Annotated in this window: 20 protein-coding genes and 1 pseudogene; 11 read left to right on the top strand and 10 right to left on the bottom strand. The window is 72.8% G+C overall.

Translation table 11 applies throughout. From position 1 onward, the window contains the following. The first annotated feature begins 168 nt into the window (after positions 1-168). Positions 169-774 carry a HEAT repeat domain-containing protein gene (locus SCATT_RS31485; protein WP_014151318.1) on the top strand — a complete coding sequence of 202 codons (606 nt, stop codon included), beginning with the start codon at positions 169-171 and terminating at the stop codon, positions 772-774. Between the two features lie 60 nt (positions 775-834). After that, positions 835-2,676, top strand: a complete 1,842-nt coding sequence (locus tag SCATT_RS31480; protein ID WP_014151319.1) for a glycoside hydrolase family 15 protein — start codon at positions 835-837, stop codon at positions 2,674-2,676. Between the two features lie 6 nt (positions 2,677-2,682). Here the strand turns inward: SCATT_RS31480 and SCATT_RS31475 are convergent, their stop codons facing one another. The 3 genes from SCATT_RS31475 to SCATT_RS31465 are packed head-to-tail and all read right to left on the bottom strand — an operon-like array spanning position 2,683 to position 5,206. Continuing rightward, entirely contained in the window at positions 2,683-3,486 is an 804-nt protein-coding gene (locus SCATT_RS31475) for an amino acid ABC transporter ATP-binding protein (RefSeq protein WP_014151320.1), read from the bottom strand. A 2-nt stretch (positions 3,487-3,488) separates the two neighbouring features. Then, positions 3,489-4,352: an amino acid ABC transporter permease gene (locus tag SCATT_RS31470; protein WP_014151321.1), complete on the bottom strand. Its 864-nt coding sequence runs from the start codon at positions 4,350-4,352 to the stop codon at positions 3,489-3,491. After that, on the bottom strand, positions 4,349-5,206 hold the full coding sequence (locus SCATT_RS31465; RefSeq protein WP_014151322.1) for an ABC transporter substrate-binding protein: 858 nt from the start codon (positions 5,204-5,206) through the stop codon (positions 4,349-4,351). Before SCATT_RS31465 ends, SCATT_RS31470 begins: the two co-directional genes overlap by 4 nt. A 293-nt stretch (positions 5,207-5,499) precedes the next feature. Here SCATT_RS31465 and SCATT_RS31460 point away from each other — a divergent pair. Continuing rightward, positions 5,500-5,961: pseudogene (locus tag SCATT_RS31460) on the top strand (SRPBCC family protein); the annotation flags it as partial. Between the two features lie 33 nt (positions 5,962-5,994). Here SCATT_RS31460 and SCATT_RS31455 read toward each other — a convergent pair. Further along, entirely contained in the window at positions 5,995-6,948 is a 954-nt protein-coding gene (locus SCATT_RS31455; protein ID WP_407696582.1) for a hypothetical protein, read from the bottom strand. A gap of 67 nt (positions 6,949-7,015) precedes the next feature. Here SCATT_RS31455 and SCATT_RS31450 point away from each other — a divergent pair, with 67 nt between their 5' ends. Both SCATT_RS31450 and SCATT_RS31445 read left to right on the top strand, forming a co-directional pair. After that, positions 7,016-8,272, top strand: coding sequence for a threonine synthase (locus tag SCATT_RS31450; RefSeq protein ID WP_014151325.1), 1,257 nt, complete (start codon positions 7,016-7,018; stop codon positions 8,270-8,272). Between the two features lie 161 nt (positions 8,273-8,433). Beyond that, on the top strand, positions 8,434-9,411 hold the full coding sequence (locus tag SCATT_RS31445; protein WP_014151326.1) for a L,D-transpeptidase: 978 nt from the start codon (positions 8,434-8,436) through the stop codon (positions 9,409-9,411). Positions 9,412-9,459: 48 nt separating this feature from the next. On the opposite strand, the gene SCATT_RS31440 is transcribed toward SCATT_RS31445, so the two are convergent. Both SCATT_RS31440 and SCATT_RS31435 read right to left on the bottom strand, forming a co-directional pair. Then, positions 9,460-11,448, bottom strand: a complete 1,989-nt coding sequence (locus tag SCATT_RS31440; protein WP_014151327.1) for an elongation factor G — start codon at positions 11,446-11,448, stop codon at positions 9,460-9,462. A 219-nt stretch (positions 11,449-11,667) separates the two neighbouring features. Beyond that, positions 11,668-12,423 carry a DeoR/GlpR family DNA-binding transcription regulator gene (locus tag SCATT_RS31435; protein WP_014151328.1) on the bottom strand — a complete coding sequence of 252 codons (756 nt, stop codon included), beginning with the start codon at positions 12,421-12,423 and terminating at the stop codon, positions 11,668-11,670. A 55-nt stretch (positions 12,424-12,478) separates the two neighbouring features. Here SCATT_RS31435 and SCATT_RS31430 point away from each other — a divergent pair, with 55 nt between their 5' ends. The 5 genes from SCATT_RS31430 to SCATT_RS39955 all read left to right on the top strand — a co-directional run bounded on the left by SCATT_RS31430 (position 12,479) and on the right by SCATT_RS39955 (position 14,479). After that, the gene (locus tag SCATT_RS31430; RefSeq protein WP_014151329.1) at positions 12,479-12,877 is read left to right on the top strand and encodes a TIR domain-containing protein; all 399 of its coding nucleotides are present in this window, start codon (positions 12,479-12,481) and stop codon (positions 12,875-12,877) included. Between the two features lie 108 nt (positions 12,878-12,985). Beyond that, on the top strand, positions 12,986-13,153 hold the full coding sequence (locus tag SCATT_RS39965; RefSeq protein ID WP_231904910.1) for a hypothetical protein: 168 nt from the start codon (positions 12,986-12,988) through the stop codon (positions 13,151-13,153). Further along, on the top strand, positions 13,154-13,675 hold the full coding sequence (locus SCATT_RS39960) for a helix-turn-helix domain-containing protein (RefSeq protein WP_014151331.1): 522 nt from the start codon (positions 13,154-13,156) through the stop codon (positions 13,673-13,675). It abuts the gene before it with no gap. Positions 13,676-13,745: 70 nt separating this feature from the next. After that, on the top strand, positions 13,746-13,922 hold the full coding sequence (locus SCATT_RS40640) for a transposase (protein ID WP_265736674.1): 177 nt from the start codon (positions 13,746-13,748) through the stop codon (positions 13,920-13,922). Beyond that, on the top strand, positions 13,895-14,479 hold the full coding sequence (locus SCATT_RS39955; RefSeq protein WP_014151332.1) for a transposase: 585 nt from the start codon (positions 13,895-13,897) through the stop codon (positions 14,477-14,479). Before SCATT_RS40640 ends, SCATT_RS39955 begins: the two co-directional genes overlap by 28 nt. Here SCATT_RS39955 and SCATT_RS31420 read toward each other — a convergent pair. After that, entirely contained in the window at positions 14,476-14,811 is a 336-nt protein-coding gene (locus SCATT_RS31420) for an EthD domain-containing protein (protein WP_014151333.1), read from the bottom strand. The genes SCATT_RS39955 and SCATT_RS31420 overlap by 4 nt on opposite strands. A gap of 145 nt (positions 14,812-14,956) precedes the next feature. On the opposite strand from SCATT_RS31420, the gene SCATT_RS31415 reads away from it, so the two are divergent. Further along, complete coding sequence (locus SCATT_RS31415; RefSeq protein ID WP_014151334.1) at positions 14,957-15,379, top strand: MerR family transcriptional regulator; 423 nt, start codon at positions 14,957-14,959, stop codon at positions 15,377-15,379. Between the two features lie 130 nt (positions 15,380-15,509). On the opposite strand, the gene SCATT_RS31410 is transcribed toward SCATT_RS31415, so the two are convergent. The 3 genes from SCATT_RS31410 to SCATT_RS31400 all read right to left on the bottom strand — a co-directional run bounded on the left by SCATT_RS31410 (position 15,510) and on the right by SCATT_RS31400 (position 17,291). Further along, on the bottom strand, positions 15,510-15,710 hold the full coding sequence (locus tag SCATT_RS31410) for a ferredoxin (protein WP_014151335.1): 201 nt from the start codon (positions 15,708-15,710) through the stop codon (positions 15,510-15,512). A gap of 105 nt (positions 15,711-15,815) precedes the next feature. After that, a complete protein-coding gene (locus SCATT_RS31405; protein ID WP_014151336.1) occupies positions 15,816-16,577 on the bottom strand; it encodes a bestrophin-like domain in 762 nt (253 codons plus the stop codon). 66 nt (positions 16,578-16,643) lie between these two features. Further along, entirely contained in the window at positions 16,644-17,291 is a 648-nt protein-coding gene (locus SCATT_RS31400; protein ID WP_014151337.1) for a hypothetical protein, read from the bottom strand. Positions 17,292-17,293: the final 2 nt, after the last annotated feature.

Below are 17,293 nucleotides of genomic sequence, written 5' to 3'. Positions count from 1 at the left end.
CCGGGATGACCCGGCCCCCTAGGGGTCACCCGGTCCGGGCACGAAGCTCTCGGCGGCCGACTACCCGGTTTGGCACGTTTACTGATGGAGCGTCAGTCTCCGGTGCGACACTGCACGAGGCGACTGTCCCCGACCGGCGAGGAAGGCACGATGTCTGGCGATCGACCCATGAGTCACCGGATCGTGGTGAGGGATTCGGTGACCGTGCGGGATCTGCGGAACCTCGCGGACGCCCGGGGCTGGCGGCTGGCCGGCCACGTCCCCCGGGACCCGGCGAACGGCGTCCACTTCGAGATCAGGTGGGACGCCGGCGGCGACACCTCGGTGCACTACGTCGAGGACGAGCTGATGGCCGAACGGTACGTCGTCGTGGCCGGCGAGGACGCCGGGGCACGGGCCCGTCTGGTGGCCGCGATCGGCGCGGGGGTGGCCGTCTGGCCGCTGGAGGACCTGGTCCTGGAGGCCACGGTGCGGGTGTACCCGGCGGGCCGGGCCAGGGCGGTGCGCCGCCTCGGCGTCGCCTCCCCGCCGGACCCCGACGGGGCGGTGATCGCCGTGGTGGAGTGGGCCGCCAGGGACGACGACCCCCGGGTGCGCGAGGCCGCGGTGCGGGCGATGGCCTACGCCGGCTGGTCCGAGTACCGCCGGACCCTGCTGGAGCTGGCCGAGCACGACCCGGATCCGGAGATCGCCCGCACCGCGCGCCGGGTGGCGGCCGGGCTCACGCGCCCCGCGGACCCACCGCCGGGGCCGCCTCCACCACGCACCCGGTGACCTCACGCTTTACCATGGAAGTACGCCCGTACCGCTGCGACCGGGTGGGAGGCGTCCGGCATGGCGTTCGACACCGCCGGGCCCGGGACGGCCGACGAACCCCGTCGTCCGCCGATCGCCGAGCACGGCCTCATCGGCGATCTGCGCACCGCCGCGCTGGTGGACACCGAAGGCACCATCGACTGGTACTGCTGCCCGCGCTTCGACGCGCCCAGTGTCTTCGGCGCCGTCCTCGATCCGGAGAAGGGCGGCTCCTTCGAGCTGACCGCGGACGTGCCGACCCGCACCCGGCAGTTCTACTTCCCCGACACCAACGTCCTGATCACCCGGTTCTTCTCGGCCGACGGGGTGGCCGAGATCCAGGACTTCATGCCGGTGACCGACGAGTCCCGGGAGGCCGGACGGCACCGGCTGATCCGGCGGGTGGTCTGCGCCCGCGGCACGCTCCCGTTCCGCGCGCTGGTCGCGCCCCGGTTCGGGTACGGCGCCGAGCCACACACCGCGGAGGCGTGCGACGGCGCCACGGTCTTCCGCTCCCCGGATCTGACGCTGGCGCTCACCTCCACCGTTCCGGTCGAGTGCGACGGGCGCGACGTGCGGTGCCGGTTCAAGCTGTCCGAGGGCGAGTCGGTGGTCTTCGCGCTGGACCGGATCGGCGACAACGTCCCGGCGCGCTCGTGCCCGCGGGCCGAGGCGGAGGAGCAGTTCGAGGCGACCGTACGGTTCTGGCGGCGCTGGCTGTCCCGGTCCCGCTACCACGGGCGCTGGCGGGAGATGGTGCACCGCTCGGCGCTGGTGCTCAAGCTGCTCACCTACGTCCCCACCGGCGCCATCGTGGCCGCCCCCACCACCAGCCTGCCGGAACAGCTCGGCGGCGAACGCAACTGGGACTACCGGTACGTGTGGATCCGGGACGCCGCCTTCTGCGTCTACGCCATGCTGCGGCTGGGCTTCACCGGCGAGGCGGAGGCGTTCATCGGCTTCCTGTCCGACCACGGCATCCTGCGCGGCGACGACCCGGGGCCCACCGGCCCGTTACAGATCATGTACGGCATCGACGGCCGCACCGAGCTGCCCGAACGCACCCTGCCGCATCTGTCCGGCCACCTCGGCTCGGCCCCGGTGCGGATCGGCAACGCCGCCACCCACCAACTCCAGCTCGACATCTACGGCGCCCTGATCGACTCGGTCTACCTCTACGACAAGTGGGGCGGGCCGATCGGCAGCGAGCGGTGGGACGAGATCGGCGCCCTGGTGGACTGGGTCTGCGCGCACTGGGACCAGCCCGACGAAGGGGTGTGGGAGACCCGGGGCGGGCGCAAGAACTTCGTCTACTCGCGGCTGATGTGCTGGGTGGCGATCGAACGCGCCATCCGGATGGCCAACCGGCGCGGCCTGCCAGCCGACCTGACCCGCTGGCGGGTCAGCCGTGACGCGATCTACCGGCAGATCATGGCCCGCGGCTGGTCCGACACCCGCGGCACCTTCGTGCAGGACCTCGACCACGACATCCTGGACGCCTCCTTGCTGATGATGCCGATGGCCAAGTTCGTCTCCCCCACCGACCCCAAGTGGCTCGCCACCCTGGACGTCCTCGGCACCGACCTGGTCTCGGACTCCCTGGTCTACCGCTACGACATGTCCGCCAGCCCCGACGGGCTGCGCGGCACCGAGGGCACCTTCTCCATCTGCTCGTTCTGGTACGTCGAGGCGCTCACCCGGGCCGGACGCCTGGAGGACGCGCGACTGGCCTTCGAAAAGATGCTCACCTACGCCAACCACCTCGGCCTGTACGCCGAGGAGATCGGCCCCACCGGCGAACAACTCGGCAACTTCCCCCAGGCGTTCACCCATCTGTCGCTGATCAGCGCGGCGTTCAACCTCGACCGGGCGCTGGGGTGAGACCGGCTAGCGGCCGTCGCCGTCCGGGACCGGAGGGGCCGGCACCGGGGCGGCGACCCGGGCCAGGAAGGCGCGGGTGCGTTCCTCGCGTGGTGTGGTGAGGACGTCGTGCGGTGTGCCCTCCTCCACGATGCGACCGCCGTCCATGAAGACCACCCGGTCGGCCACCTCGCGGGCGAACCCCATCTCATGGGTGACCACGATCATGGTCATGCCGTCGTCGGCGAGGGAGCGCATCACGGCGAGCACGTCTCCGACGAGTTCGGGGTCGAGCGCCGAGGTGGGCTCGTCGAAGAGCATCACCTCCGGCCCCATCGCCAGCGCCCGGGCGATGGCGACCCGTTGCTGCTGGCCGCCGGAGAGCTGCGCGGGGTAGGCGTCGGCCTTGTCGGCGAGCCCCACCCGGGCCAGGTTCTCCGCCGCGACGGCCGCGGCACGGGCCCGGCCCCGGCCGAGCACCCGGCGCTGCGGCAGCGTCAGGTTGCCGGTGACGGTCAGGTGCGGGAAGAGGTTGAAGTGCTGGAAGACCATGCCGATCCGGCGGCGTACCGCGTCGATGTCCACGTCCGGATCGGTGACCTCGGTGCCGCCCACGAAGACCTGCCCCGAGGTCGGCTCCTCCAGCAGGTTGACGCAGCGCAGCAGGGTCGACTTGCCCGAGCCGGAGGGGCCGATCACGCAGACGACCTGGCCGGCCGCGACGCTCAGGTCGATGCCGCGCAGCACCTCGTTGGCGTCGGCTCCGGTGCCGAACGTCTTGCGCAGCGCGCGGACGTCGACCTCGGTCGCCGCGTCGGTCGTCCCGGCCATGGTCAGCGTCCCCTTCCGGTGCGGTTCTCCAGGCGTCGTACCAGGTAGCCCAGGGGCACGGTGACCAGCAGGTAGCAGACGCCGGCGACCAGGATGGGGGTGGAGTTGGCGCTCTCGCTGGCCAGGTCGCGGCCGTACTTGGCCAGTTCGCGTTCCTGGAGGGTGACGCCGAGGAAGAGCACCAGCGAGGAGTCCTTGAAGAGCAGCACCAGTTCGTTGGTGAGCGGCGGGATGACGATGCGCAGCGCCTGCGGCATCACCACCGAGACCATCGCCCGGCGCGCCGAGAAGCCCAGCGAACGGGCCGCCTCCACCTGCCCCTTGGGCACCGCCTGGATGCCGGCCCGGATCGTCTCCGCCATGTACGCGGCGGAGACCAGCCCCAGCGCCACCGCCACCTTGCCGTACGTGCCCCCGGCGATCTGCGTGCCGGGGAACGCCAACGGCACCGCGACCCCGACGAAGATGAAGATCAGCAGGGCGGGCAGTCCGCGGAAGAACTCGATGTACACCCCCGCCGCCCAGCGGTACGGCGCCACCGACGACAGCCGCATCAACGCCAGCGGCACCGCCAGCACCAGTCCGGAGACGAAGCCGGCGACCGTGTAGAGCACGGTGTTGCGCAGCGCCACCGTGATGATCTCCGGGAAGAGCTGCCGGAAGAGCGCCGGCTGGGCGAACTGGTTCGCCAGCCGCCCCCAGTCGGCGCCCGCCGCCACGGCCGCGACCGCCGCGACGAAGACCGCGTACTGCGCGCCGCGTACCAGCCGCCTTCTCTGACGCCTCGTCAGACGGCGGCCGTCGCCGGCCCTCCCGGTGTCCGGGCGCGGGCCGCCGCTGGTGGTACGGCCGGTGGCCGAGGTCATGAACGCTCCGAGGCCGAGCCGGCCGGGGCGGGCTCACCCGAGGCGATGGACCGCCCCGGCGAGCCGGACGACGGCAGCGGGCCGATCCACTTCTCGTACAGACTCCGGTAGGTGCCGTCCGCCCTGGCGTCGGTGATCGCCTTGTCGATCGCCGCGAGCAGTTTGTTGTTGCCCTTCTTGACGCCGATGCCGTACTGCTCACCGGTGTGGAGGTTGTCGACCTGGTGGAACGGGCCGGAGTTGGCGGGGTCCTTCAGCCAGCCGCGGGCCACCGGGTAGTCGACGATGACGGCGGCCACCTGGCCGGTGCGCAGGCCGTTGAGGAGCGCGTCGGAGGTGTCGAAGGAGACCGGGTCGAAGCCGCCCCGGTCGGCGTAGTCCTCGCCGGTGGTCTGCGCCTGCGCCCCCAGCTTGCGCTTCTTCGCCTTGACGTCGGCGAGCGAGGTGATGCCGCTGTCCTTGCGGGTGACCACCGCCTGGGTGGCGTCGAAGTACGGCACCGAGAAGTCGATGTTCTTGCGGCGCTCCGCGGTGATCGTCATCCCGGCCGCCGCCACGTCGCACTGGCCGGAGTTGAGGAACGCCCCGGTCTTGATGTTCTCGAACGGGGTGTCCACGATCTCCTGGCGCACCCCGAGGCGCTTGGCCACCAGGTCGAGCAGGTCCACGTCGAAGCCGACCACCTTGCCGCCACGCTCGAACTGGAAGGGCGGGTACGGCAGATGGGTGCAGGTTTTCAGCCGCCCGGCGGCCACCAACGGCACCCCGTCGGCCGTCGCCCCCTTCGCCCCTCCGGTCGACGAGCACCCCGCGGCGAGCACCAGCCCGGCCACGGCGAACGCGAGGGTGGACATGCGACGACGTACAGGTGCGGTCCGGGGCACGGGCTTCGGCCTTCCTGGAGTTCACAACAGCGGACGGATCACTTACCGACGGCCAACGAACTTGCGGATGACGTGCGCACACGGTCGAGCGCGCACATCATAGAGCACCCCGGCCGGAAGTGATCCGTCCCGCGCACCGCCGCGCCCCCCACCCCGCCCGGGTCGCGGCGGCCACCGCCCCCTCGTAGGCTGGCCGCGTCCGGGGCTCGCCGAGGACGCGGGCCCGGTTTCCGTGACGACGGGCGGATGACGCCATGAGCGATGCCGAGGTGCCGGACGTCCGGGCGGCGTATGCCAACGCCACGTACGTGGCGGGCACGCCGGAGCAGGTGTGGCGGGCGCTGACCGATCCGGAGCTGACCGCGCGGTACTGGGGGCACGCCAACGTCTCGGACTGGCGGCCGGGGTCGCGGTGGGAGCACCGGCGTACCGACGGCAGCGGGGTCGCGGACGTGGTGGGCACGGTGGTCGAGAGCGCCCCGCCGCACCGTCTCGTCACCACTTGGGCGTCGCCGGACGGCGAGGCGGCCGGCGTCCCCTCCCGGGTCACCTTCGGCATCCAGGGGCACGACGGCATCGTCCGGCTCACCGTGACCCACGAGGACCTCGCCGACGAGGACGAACGCGCCGCCGCCGCGGCGGGCTGGACGGCGGTGCTCGCCAACCTCAAGACGCTGGTCGAGACCGGGGAACCGCTGCCCACCGAGCCATGGCTCATGCCCTGACCGCTCATCCGGTACCCCCCGGATGGCGCCCTGTCACCGTCCCCCGGAACGATCTCGCCCGGCGCCCGCCATCGCCGTGATCACCAGGCGCTCACGCAGCAGGTCGCGGCGGACCGACTCCTCCGTGCCGGGCGGCAGACCGTCCAGGGCCCGCTCGATGGCGGCGGTGGCCGCCCGGTAGCGGCGCAGCCGGCGCAGCGCGCACGCCTCCCGGTACCCGGCGATCGGGTCCTCGCGGACGGCGAACGCCGGATGGCCGACCAGCGCCAGGGTGCGCAGCGGGCCGTCCGGCAGGTCGACGCCGAGCCACAGTCCGTGCAGCAGCGCGTGGAGCGTCTTGACGTCGTCCCCCGCCGCGGCCGGCACCGCCTCCAGCGCCCCCAGGCCCGCCGGATCGGACTCCCCGAGCACGGCGAAGGCGTGCAGCGCCCGGCTGTACGGGTCCAGCGCCGCCACCGGCACGGGGTGGGCGGCGAAGAGCGACCGCAGGGCGTCGCACCGGAAGTCGTACCGCAGCCCGAGGGCGTACAGATGGAGCCGGGCGCGGGCGGCGGGCGGCGGCAGCCGGGGGGCGAGCACGTCGGCCACGGTGAGCCGCCACGCCGGGCCGTACCCCTCCCGCCGGGCCGTCCACGCCACGTCCGCGCAGAACGCCGCCGACTCCCACCACGTCGCCCGCACCGCGGTCAGCCACGACTCGGCCCGCCGCGTCCAGTCCCGTTCGCCCGCCTCCGCCACGTCGAGGCGGGCCACGTCCAGCACGGCCGCCCGCCGGTCCGCCCCCCGCGCGCCCCCGGCGAGCCGCTCGCGGGCCCCCGGCGACGCCAGCAGCCGGGCTGCCAGCTCCCGCCTGACCCGCGTCTCCCGCACCGGCACCGCCGCGAAACCGGCCAGCCCCCGCCACAGCGGATCGCCGTCCGCCTCGCGCGCGCAATCCGCCGGGTCCGCACCACGGCCGGGGCCGCGGGAACCGTCCACGGACACCATCATCGGCCGCGCCGTCCGCGTTCGCACCCGTGGCCGTCCCCGGCCGCCGCCTGGCATGATCCACTCCATGGAGTCGTCGCCCAGGGAACCCGAAGCCGTCCCGTACCACCCCGCGCGTTCGCTGGCGACCGGGCAGCGTTCGCTGGGGGACCCATCGGTGCGCTATCCGCTGTGGCCGCCGCTGACCGCGGGGTGCCCGCGCACGGCCGACGGGGACACGGTGTATCCGCTGGAGGTCGAGTACGACTACGCGGCGGTGCCGGAGGACCTGTTCCGGCGGCCGGCCGGGCCCGGGCTGGAACGGTGGGCGCCGCTGCTGCCACCGCTGGCCGCGCCGGGGCTCGGCGAGGGCAACACCCCGCTGGTGCCGATCGGCGGCGGCGTCCACGTCAAGGACGAGTCGCGCAACCCGACGTGGAGCCACAAGGACCGGCTGAACCGGGTCGCGGTGAGCGCCGCCAAGGAGTCCGGGGCGCCGGGGGTGGTGGTGGCCTCCTCCGGCAACCACGGCGCCGCGGCGGCGGCCTACGCGGCGCGCGCCGGGCTGCGCTGCGCGGTCTTCACCTCCCCGCACACCCCGCCCGCGGTCGCCTCGTTCGTCCGGGCCTACGGCGCCACCGTGGTCACCGTGGAGCGCGAGTGGCTGCGGCCCCTGGTGCGCCGGGTCGTCGAGGAGTTCGGCTACCACCCGGTGAGCAGCGTCACCGACACCGCGCACACCGGCCACCCCTTCGGCCCGGAGGGGTACAAGACCATCGCGTACGAGATCTTCCGCGACCTCGGCCGGGTCCCGGCGGCGGTCTACGTGCCGACCGGGTACGGGGAGCTGCTCTTCGGCGTCTGGAAGGGGTTCCACGAGCTGACGCTGCTGGGGCGGGCCGACCGCGTGCCGCGGTTGTACGCGTGCGAGCCGGCCGCGGGCGGTCCGCTGGGCGCCGCGCTGCGCGCCGGACGGCCCGCCGCCCAGGTGCCGGTGGGCCCCACCGGGGCGTACGGCATCGCCTGCCCGGTCGGCGGCTACCGGGGGGTGGTCGCGGTACGCCGCAGCGACGGCGCGGCGCTGGCCGTCACCGACGCCCAACTGACCGCCGCGCGCGCCGAGTTGGCGGCGCAGGGGATGTGGGTGGAGCTCTCCTCGGCCGCGGGCCTGGCCGGACTGCGCGCCCGGCGGGCGTCGGGCGCGGCGGCGGAGGACGGGGACGGCCCGGTGGTCTGCGTGGCCACCTCCAGCGGCTTCAAGGACCTGGCCACCGGCACCGGGACGTACCCGGCGACCACCCCGGAGTGGCCGGCCGTGCGGGAGCTGCTGCGCCAGGGGGCCTGACCTCCCCCGCCGCTCACCCCCGGTCACCAGGGCAAAGCTTGGCCATCGCTTTACGTGGTCGCCGCAACCGCTTGCGTAGAGTTGAACGTCTTCGATGGCGCCGGACACCCGGTGAACGGGTGATGTCCATCCGGTGAAGTGAACGCGAGCGGGAGCAGGGCGTGGGGCGGATCAAGAGCGGCGTGGGGATCGCATTGCTGGCCGGGGTGGTGCTGGCGACCACCAGCGCGTGCGGCGGCGCCGCGACGGCCTCGGACGCGAAGGCCAAGGCGGCCACGACGGCCCACCCGGTCAAGCCCCACCCCACGCACACCCAGCCCGCCGGGCCGCCGATGCTGCTGGACACGATCGCCCCGCAGGACGGCGCCACGGTCGGCGTGGCCATGCCGATATCCGTGGAGTTCAGCAACCCGGTGGCCGCCTCCGCCCGGGCCCAGATCGAGAAGCACATGAAGGTGACCGCCTCGGCCCCGGTCACCGGCGCGTGGCACTGGTTCGGCAGCACCCGTGTCGACTGGCGCCCCAAGTCCTACTGGCCCTCCGGCACCAAGGTCACCCTGGACGCGCGCCTGACCGGGGTGGGCAACGGCAACGGCCGTTACGGCACCCACGACTACAAGCACACCTTCACCGTCGGCCCGGACACCGAGGTCTCGGTCTCCGTCCCCGACCACACCATGAAGGTCACCCGGGACCACTCGGTGGTGCGCACCATGCCGATCGACGCCGGCAGCCCCGACTTCCCGTCCTGGGACGGCACGATGGCCGTCATGGACAAGGAACGCGAGGTGCGGATGACCTCGTGCAGCGTCGGCATCTCGTGCACCAAGGGCAGCGCCAACTACTACGACCTGACGCTGCCGTGGGACGTCCAGCTGACCACCTCGGGCACCTACGTCCACTACTCCACCGGCGACCCCCAGCCCGGCCACAGCTACGGCTCGCACGGCTGCGTCCACCTGTCCTACTCGGACGCCGAGTGGTTCTACGACTACGTCCACGTGGGCGACCCGATCACCATCACCGGCTCGCCGCGCGGCAAGGCCGAGGGTGACAACGGCTACGCCGACTTCAACGTCGACTGGTCGCAGTGGCTGACCGGCAGCGCCACCGGGGAGCAGACCACCTCCGCCTCCTGACCCGCGCCCCGCCCCCGGAAACGGTACGGGGGCGGGCGCGCGGCGGTCTCAGACCCGGGCGCCGCCGGTACGGGCCAGGTGGCCCAGGTATTCCTTGCGGTCCAGCGGGTTGCCGTCGGTGCGTTCGGCGTACGGGTACGCCCCGGTGACCGGGCGGTCGCCGGAGGGACGCGACCACCACAGCCCCTCGCCGCCGGTGAGGGTGGGCAACTCGCCCTGGAAGACGTGCACTTGGCGGGCGGGCAGGGTCCCGGTGACCTGCCACCGGCCGGACAGCGGGGTGGCCGCCGTGACGTCGGCGCCGAGCGCGGCGAGCCGGGTGAGCGCCGGGCCGAGGCAGTCGTGCGGCACCTCCGCCTCGAACGCGTGGCACGGTTCGTACCCGCGGGTGCCCGCCTCGGCGAGCGCGCGCATCAGCACCAGCGGGGTGAGCCCGCGGAAGTCGGCGGCGGTGCTGATCGGGCCGACGAACCCGCTGTGCGTCAGCGTCACCACGACGTCCGTCACCGGCCAGCCGTGCAGCCCCTGCCGGAGCGTGCCGTGCACGGAGTCCACCACCGCCCGGTCGAACGCGGCGGGCAGCGCGCCGAGTTCGGTCTCGCGGCGGAAGACGACCCCGGTGCCGGAGCCGCCGGGTTCCACCCGCAGGCCCACGGTGGCCCAGAAGTCGGGCCGGCGGTGCCGGTCGAGCACCTCGGCGGCCTCGCCACGGCCCACCGGACGCTCCAGGTACCGCACCCGGGTCGGCTCGAAGTCGGCCTCCACCCCGAACTCGCGGCGCAGCGTCTCGGCGATGACCTCCTTCTGCACCTCCCCGTAGAGCAGCACCGCGGTGCCGCGTCCGGGCACGGTACGGGCGCCGATCAGCGGGTCGCGGTCGGCGAGGACGGTCAGCGCGGCGTGCAGTCGCGGGGCCTGCTCCGGGCGCCTGGGCACGGCCACCGATTCCAGGCTGGGCGGCGGGAAGTGGGCGTCGGCGTCCCCCGGTCCGACCGGTCCGGTGTGGTCGCCGACCCGGACACCGGTGAGCCCCCACAGCCGCACGATGTCCCCGGCGGCCGGCGCGCGGAGGGTGCCGGGTTCCGGCGCGACCACCTCCAGCGCGCCGACCCGGGCGGAGCGGGTGGTGGCGCCCAGCGGTGACAGCCGGTGGAAGGTGAGCCGCTGCCCCCGGCGCAGGCTCCCGGACCGCAGCCGCAGCAGGGCGATCCGTTCCCCGGCCGGACCGCGTTCCACCGCGAAGACCCGGCCGCGCACCACCTCGTCCCGGGGCGCCTCGGGCACCGGGAGCAGCCCGGCGAGGGTGTCGATCAAGGTGTCGACGCCCTGTCCGGTCAGCGCCGAGCCGAAGACCAGCGGGTGCGTCAGCCCCCGCGCGGTCTGCGCGGCGAGCGCGGCGCGTACGACGGCGGGCGGCGGCACCCGTCCGTCCACGAGGTCGGCCAGCAGCCCGTCGTCGTGGTCGGCGAGGACCTCCGCGGTCTCGGCGAGGTGTTCCGGCGAGGCGGGCGGGCGCGGCAGGCAGTGGGCGCCGCGCGTGCCGGTCGCGCGCACCTCGTTGACCGCGAGGACGTGCGGGGTGAGCTTGCGGCGGATCTCGGCCAGCAGCGCGGTGTCGCGGGCGCCGGTGCGGTCGGTCTTGTTGGCGAAGAGCACGGTGGGCAGGCGCAGCCGGGTCAGGGTGCGCATCAGGACGCGGGTCTGCGCCTGGACGCCCTCGACGGCGGAGATCATCAGCACGGCCGCGTCGAGCACGCCGAGCACGCGTTCCACCTCGGCGATGAAGTCGCTGTGGCCGGGGGTGTCGATCAGGTTGATCTGCCGTTCCCCGACGCGGAACGCGGTCACGGCGGAGCGCACGGTGATGCCGCGTTCGCGCTCGATCTCGCCGCTGTCGGTGCGGGTGTCCCCGGCGTCCACGCTGCCGAGGCGGTCGATGGCCCCGGTGTCGAAGAGCAGACGCTCGGTCAGGCTGGTCTTACCGGCGTCGATGTGCGCCAGGATGCCGATGTTCAGGGTTGCCGGTGCGGGGGTCATACGTGCGGGGATCCTCGGATTCGTACGCCAGAACAGGGAGCTGGGTGAATTCGAGGAGTCGGCGCATCGTGTCTGCCCTTCCGCCGGTGGTCGCCGGACGTGCGGTCACGCGGTCACGTCCGGCCGGGTCGGGGCATTGTTGCAGGGACGTAGGGGCCGGCGCCGCTGATTTTTTCCGGGGACGGTCAGCCGGGAGCGGTCAAGGCTCTTCGGTATACGTCAAGCGGCGACGATGTTGGTGCCGTGTTGCGCGAGTTGGGTGATTACGGGGTTCGCCGGAGGCGCGTCGGTGATCAGGCCGCTGATCTCTTCCCAAGGCAGGACGCGGTAGCGGGATGCTGCGCCGATCTTCTCGGTCGAGGCGAGGATGTAGGTGTCTGCGGACCTGGCTGCCAGTGCGCGTTTCATCGCGGCTTCGTCGGGGTCGCCGGTGGTCAGTCCCGCCTCGGGGTGCACACCGGTCACTCCCAGCAGGCACAGGTCGGCGGAGATCTGTTGGGCGGCTTCGACGGCGGCTGATCCGCAGGCGACGGCCGAGTGCTTGAAGATCTTTCCGCCGAGTAGGAACACCTCGGCCGTGGGGTGTTCGACCAGGGCCGTCGCGATGGTGGGACTGTGCGTGATCACGGTGCAGTCCAGGTTGGCGGGCAGGGCCTGGGCGAGGGCCAGGGTGGTGGTGCCGCCGTCGAGGATGACGGTGGATCCGGGTCGGATGAGTCCGGCGGCAGCGGTGGCGACTTTCTGCTTGCTCGCCGGCGCCACCTGCCGCCGTGTGGCGTAGTCGGCGATGGCCGGGGAGGCGGGCAGCGCTCCGCCGTACACCCGTTGGCAGAGTCCTTCGGCCGCAAGTTCCCGCAGGTCGCGTCGGACGCTGTCGTCGGACAGGCCGAGCCGTTCGGCGATGTCCTTGGCGACGATCTTGCCCTCTTCGGTGAGCACGCCCAGCAGGTAGTCACGTCGTTCCGCAGCCAGCATTCCTATTCCTTCCTGGTCTTGCATGTTTCTGCGTGCATGTGTGTAGCGTAGCGCCATGACCGACACCCCGATGCTGATACTGATCGCCGGGCCGTACCGCTCCGGCACCGACGGAGATCCCGAGGCGATGGCCGCGAACCTCACCCGGCTCGAACAAGCGGCGTGGCCGGTGTTCGAGGCCGGCCACATCCCGATGATCGGAGAATGGGTGGCACTGCCCGTGCTGCGCTCGGCGGGTGCCACCATCGAGGACCCGCTGGCCGAGCAGGTGCTCTACCCCACCGCCCAGCGCCTGCTGCAGCACTGCGACGCGGTGCTGCGGCTGCCGGGCAGGTCCGCAGGCGCCGACCAGGATGTGCAGATCGCGACCGGATTGGGCCTGCCCGTCTACTACGACGCCACCGACATCCCGCGCCGCACCGCGCAGGTCGCTCCACCGACATCGCATTCCTGACGAAGCCCGCGCCGATCGGCCAAGGCCCGGCCGGCGGCCCTGGCCGCCGTGCCCGAATCCGTCGATCCTCCACCCCGACCCGACAGCGGTCGGTGCACCCGGGAGGCCGTGAGCTTGCCCGACGATGTGACGCTGCTGTTCGGCCTCGAAGGGGTCGAGGTGGCCTCAATCGCCCTCGATCGCGAGGCGAATCCGATCCTGGCCCTGGTGACGGCCGCCGAGCAGGCCAGGCGCTGCCCGAACCGCGGCGTCACATCGCACCATCCGCACGCGTAGGTGCGCACCCGGCTGCGGGATGTGCCGCCGGCCGGGCGGCACACCGCGCTGGAATGGACGAAACGCCGCTGGCGCTGCCGCAACCCGGGAAGTGCACGCCGCACGTTCACCGAGTCCGTCCCGCAGATCCCGCCCCGGCACCGGATCACCGCGCGGGCCAGGGCCGCGATCGGGGCCGCGGTGGCGGACGGCGCGCGCACGGTGATCCAGGCAGCACGCGACTTCGAAGTCTCATGGCCGGTGGCCCAGGCCGCGTTCGCAACACGGGCGGCAGCGGTTCTGCCCACCGGCACTCCGCCCGTCGAGCATCTGGGGATCGACGAGATCCGGCGCGGCAAACGCGCTTCCGCCGCGTCGAGGCAGACGGCGCCGACACCTGGGAGGTCACCGCGGACCGTTGGCACATCGGCTTCGCCGACCTGTCCGGCGGAGCCGGACTGCTCGGGCAGGTCGAAGGACGCACCGCGCAGGCCGTTTCAACCTGGCTCGAGGCGCAAAGCGCCGAGTGGCGGGCGGGAGTGAAGGTCGTGGCGATTGACAGTGCACCGTATGCAAGGCCGCCATCCGCCGCAGCCTGGCGCACGCGACGATCGTGGTCGACCGCTTCCACCTGGCTCAACTGGCCAACGCCGCCGTCACCGAGGTGCGCCGCCGGGTCACCCTTCAACAGCCGGGCGGCGCGGACGCAAAGGCGACCGGGAATGGGAACTACGCAACAGGCTCACCCGCTCGGGCGCGCGAATGCACGCGACGCACCTGGACGCGATGATCGACGGCCTGCGGGCGGTGCCGAAGAGGACCGGGCAGCCGATCCTCACGGCCTGGAACGTCAAGGAAGACCTGATGGACCTGCTCGCCCTGCACAGCACCCACCCGACCCGACCCCAGATCAGCTCCCTGCTCACCACGTTCTACGAGAACGCCACCGCCAGCGAACTGCCCGAGTGCGAACGCCTGGCCCAGACCATCTCGACCTGGTGGCCGCAGAACCTCGCCGGAATCACCACCGGCGTCACGAACCCCGGCTCCGAAGGCGTGAACCGCGTCATCAAGACCGACACACGCTGCGCCTACGGCCACCGCAACCCCGTCAACCAGCGCCTACGCACCCGCGCTGCCACCACCCGCCGCGCGCGGCCACCTCGCACCCCGGACCAGCAGCCCCCACGCCCAACCACGACAATCAGGCCCCTGAGCACGATTGAGCTCGAAGAGCCGCGGTCAGCCGCCCTGGCCGGCCCGCTCGACGACGGGCCGCGCGCCAGGCCGTCGAGGTGCGCGGAGCGGGCACAGTCACGGCCCGACGCGCGCGGTCCGGCCGGCTAGACCACAACCGTTTCTTCGGTGACCATCACCGCCACCGAATCCATGTCGATGAACTCGCTCTCGTCCGGGTGCACCAACTCCCGGTAATTGCCGGACGTGAAGAAGGCGTCGTGATCCGCCCAGCTCTCGAACCAGATCTCGGTGAGGCCGTCGTAGGCGGGGCTCGGGTAGCCTTCAGCGGGTACCGGGTGCGAGACGGTGTACTTCTTCACGTACTGCCGTGCTTCCGGAATCGACGTGAACAACGGTGCGTGACGGTCCCGGTGATACCCGACGAATTCCTCGAAGGTCATTCCGTCGATACGGTTGATCAGGAAAGCGAACTTGAGCATGATGTTTCTCCTTCCGCGCCGGCGGGCGTCCGAGGTCGGTGCCCGGATCCCTCCGACAGCGGGTCGTGAGCCATGGCGTCAACCTAAACGCTCACATCGATGTCAGGGGCAAGTCGCCGTGACCCAGCGCACACGGGGAGTCGAGATGCGGATCCGTGAACTGTCCGTCCGGACAGGAGCGAGCCGTCGGTCACTGCGCTACTACGAGCAGCAGGGCCTGCTGGTCAGCACGAGGTCCGCCGGCGGCCAGCGGTGCTACGGCGACGCCCACGTCGAGCGGGTCGCGCTGATTCAGACGTTCCTGGCCGCCGGAATGTCCAGCAGAACCATCGCCCAGCTGGTTCCCTGCATGACGGAGCCCAATGCGGAAAGAGCTGAGCAAGCCTTGACCGCGATGAATCAGGAGCGCACCCGTCTTTCCGCCACGATCGACAGCCTGACCGCCGCCAGAGAAGCGCTTGATCGCCTGATCGACGTCAACCGGGACTTCCTGGCGGACACGGCGGACGGCTCGGCGCCGGGCCTTCCGGACCTGTACGGTTCGCGCTCGACAGCGTCCCCCGGCTGATGTCTTCCGATCCGCCGGGTCGAAGTCGGCAGGGGAAACCGGTATCGGGCAGGGGAAATCGGTAGTGGAAATCGGAAGCTGAAGCCGGTAAAGGCCGCGCGGACAGGCGGGGTTCTCCACGCCTGCCGGGTCAGTCGTCCTCGGCTATGCCGATCACCGCGTTCGGGCAGAGGCCGGCGGCCAGGCGGGCGGCGTCGTGCTGCTCGGGCGGGGGCTGCTCGGTGCGGAGGATGACGGTGCCGTCGTCCTCGGACTGGTCGAAGAGCGCGGGGGCGTTGAGGGCGCACTGACCGGCGCCCTGGCAGCGGTCGTGGCTGATCAGGATCTTCATGGGGATGGTCCTCGTTCCAGGCGGCGGGGAACCGGGCGTCCTTCGGCTGCGTGCCGGGTCGTTCGCGGTCCACCGTAGTACGCCCCACCGACAACCGGGGGGGGCTCAGCCGTCGATCTGCCGGAACCGGGCCTCGGCGAAGAGATAGGCGGTCGGCCGCACCGCGTACGGCGGCTGGAAGGCGTGGTTGAGCTGCGCGGTGAGGCAGACGGCGAAGGCCACCGCGGCGCCGACGAAGCACAGCGCGACCAGGTTGCGCACGGAGGCGGTGAGCCCGAGGACAGCCGGGAAGGCGATCAGGAAGGCCCCCGCCACCAGCAGCGCGATCCAGGTGATCAACGGCATCCCTGCCTTGACCTGCGCCGCCCGGTCGGTACGGGTCTGGTAGACGGTGGCCAGGTTGGACTGGGCCGCCGACTTGGCCGACTGGCGGGCCGGGGTCGTCGCCGGCGCGGTGTCGAGCGCCCCGCGCACCGCGTCCAGCGCCTGCCACGCCTGCGGGCTGGTGTGACCGGCGGCCAGGGCCGGGAACTCCCGCCGCTCCACCTGCCGGGTGTAGTTCTTCAGCAGTCCGCGCAGCCGGTCCCGGTCGGGCGCGGCCAGTCCCCCGGCCGCCCAGTAGACGTCGGTCAGCGCGCGGGCCTCGTCGTAGGTACGCGCCCGCGCGGTGCTCAACGCCGACCAGCTGCCCGCCACCTGAAAACCCGTCAGCAAAATGAACGAGCTGAGCAGCACCCCGCCGATGAGCGAGAGCGCCTGCCCGTTGTACTCGCCCGCCGTGGCCCGCTGCCCGCGGCCGAGCAGCCGGCCCAGTACGGCGGCGAAGACCACACCGCCGAGCGTGGCGGCGAAACTGACCAGGTACATGGCGCTCCAAGTGCTGGGTGGGTCAGGCGGTACGGGACGCGGTGGCCACGCCCGCCGGGGCCGTGCTCACCTGCGGCGTCCGCCGTGCCAGGGGTACGCCGCCGCGAGGATCGCCGGCACCAGCACCACCGCGATCGTCAGCAGCCACCAACGGGCCGGATCGTCGTCCCGCTGGTAGGGCGTGCCGGGCAGCGGCGAGGGCAGGGCCTGGACGGACGGCGGCGCGGACGGGCGGGCCGGTACGCGGACGGGCGGCGCCGCGGCGGGCGCGGGAACGGGGATGACCGAATGGACGGGACGGGCCGGGCGGCGCGGGACGTGCGACGGCGGCGCGGGCGGACGGTGCGGCGGACGGGGCCTGGCGGGCGGCGGGTGCGGCGGGGGCTTCTCCGGCGGGCTCGGGGACGGCGGCGGGGTGGGCCGCGACGGACACGGCTCGTCCGGAGGCGGCGGCCGGTGGCCGCACCGGCGTGCCGTCGCGGCCACCCGCACCCCGTCCTCGGTCACCGACACCACCACCGCGCCGCCGGGGCCGCACGCCACCACCGACACCCCGCAGCCGTCGTCGTGGCACCCCACGGCGACCCGGCCGCCCGGGTCCGGCCGGGGGTGCGCCGCGACGGACGGCGGCGTGGCGAGCGCGAGGACGACACCCGCCGCCACCGCCGCCACGGTCCGCCACACCCTGGGGACACGTGCCGGTGTGGCGGCCATCG

The sequence above is a fragment of the Streptantibioticus cattleyicolor NRRL 8057 = DSM 46488 genome, assembly GCF_000240165.1.
Taxonomy (GTDB): domain Bacteria; phylum Actinomycetota; class Actinomycetes; order Streptomycetales; family Streptomycetaceae; genus Streptantibioticus; species Streptantibioticus cattleyicolor.
This window is presented reverse-complemented; position numbering and strand designations above follow the sequence as displayed.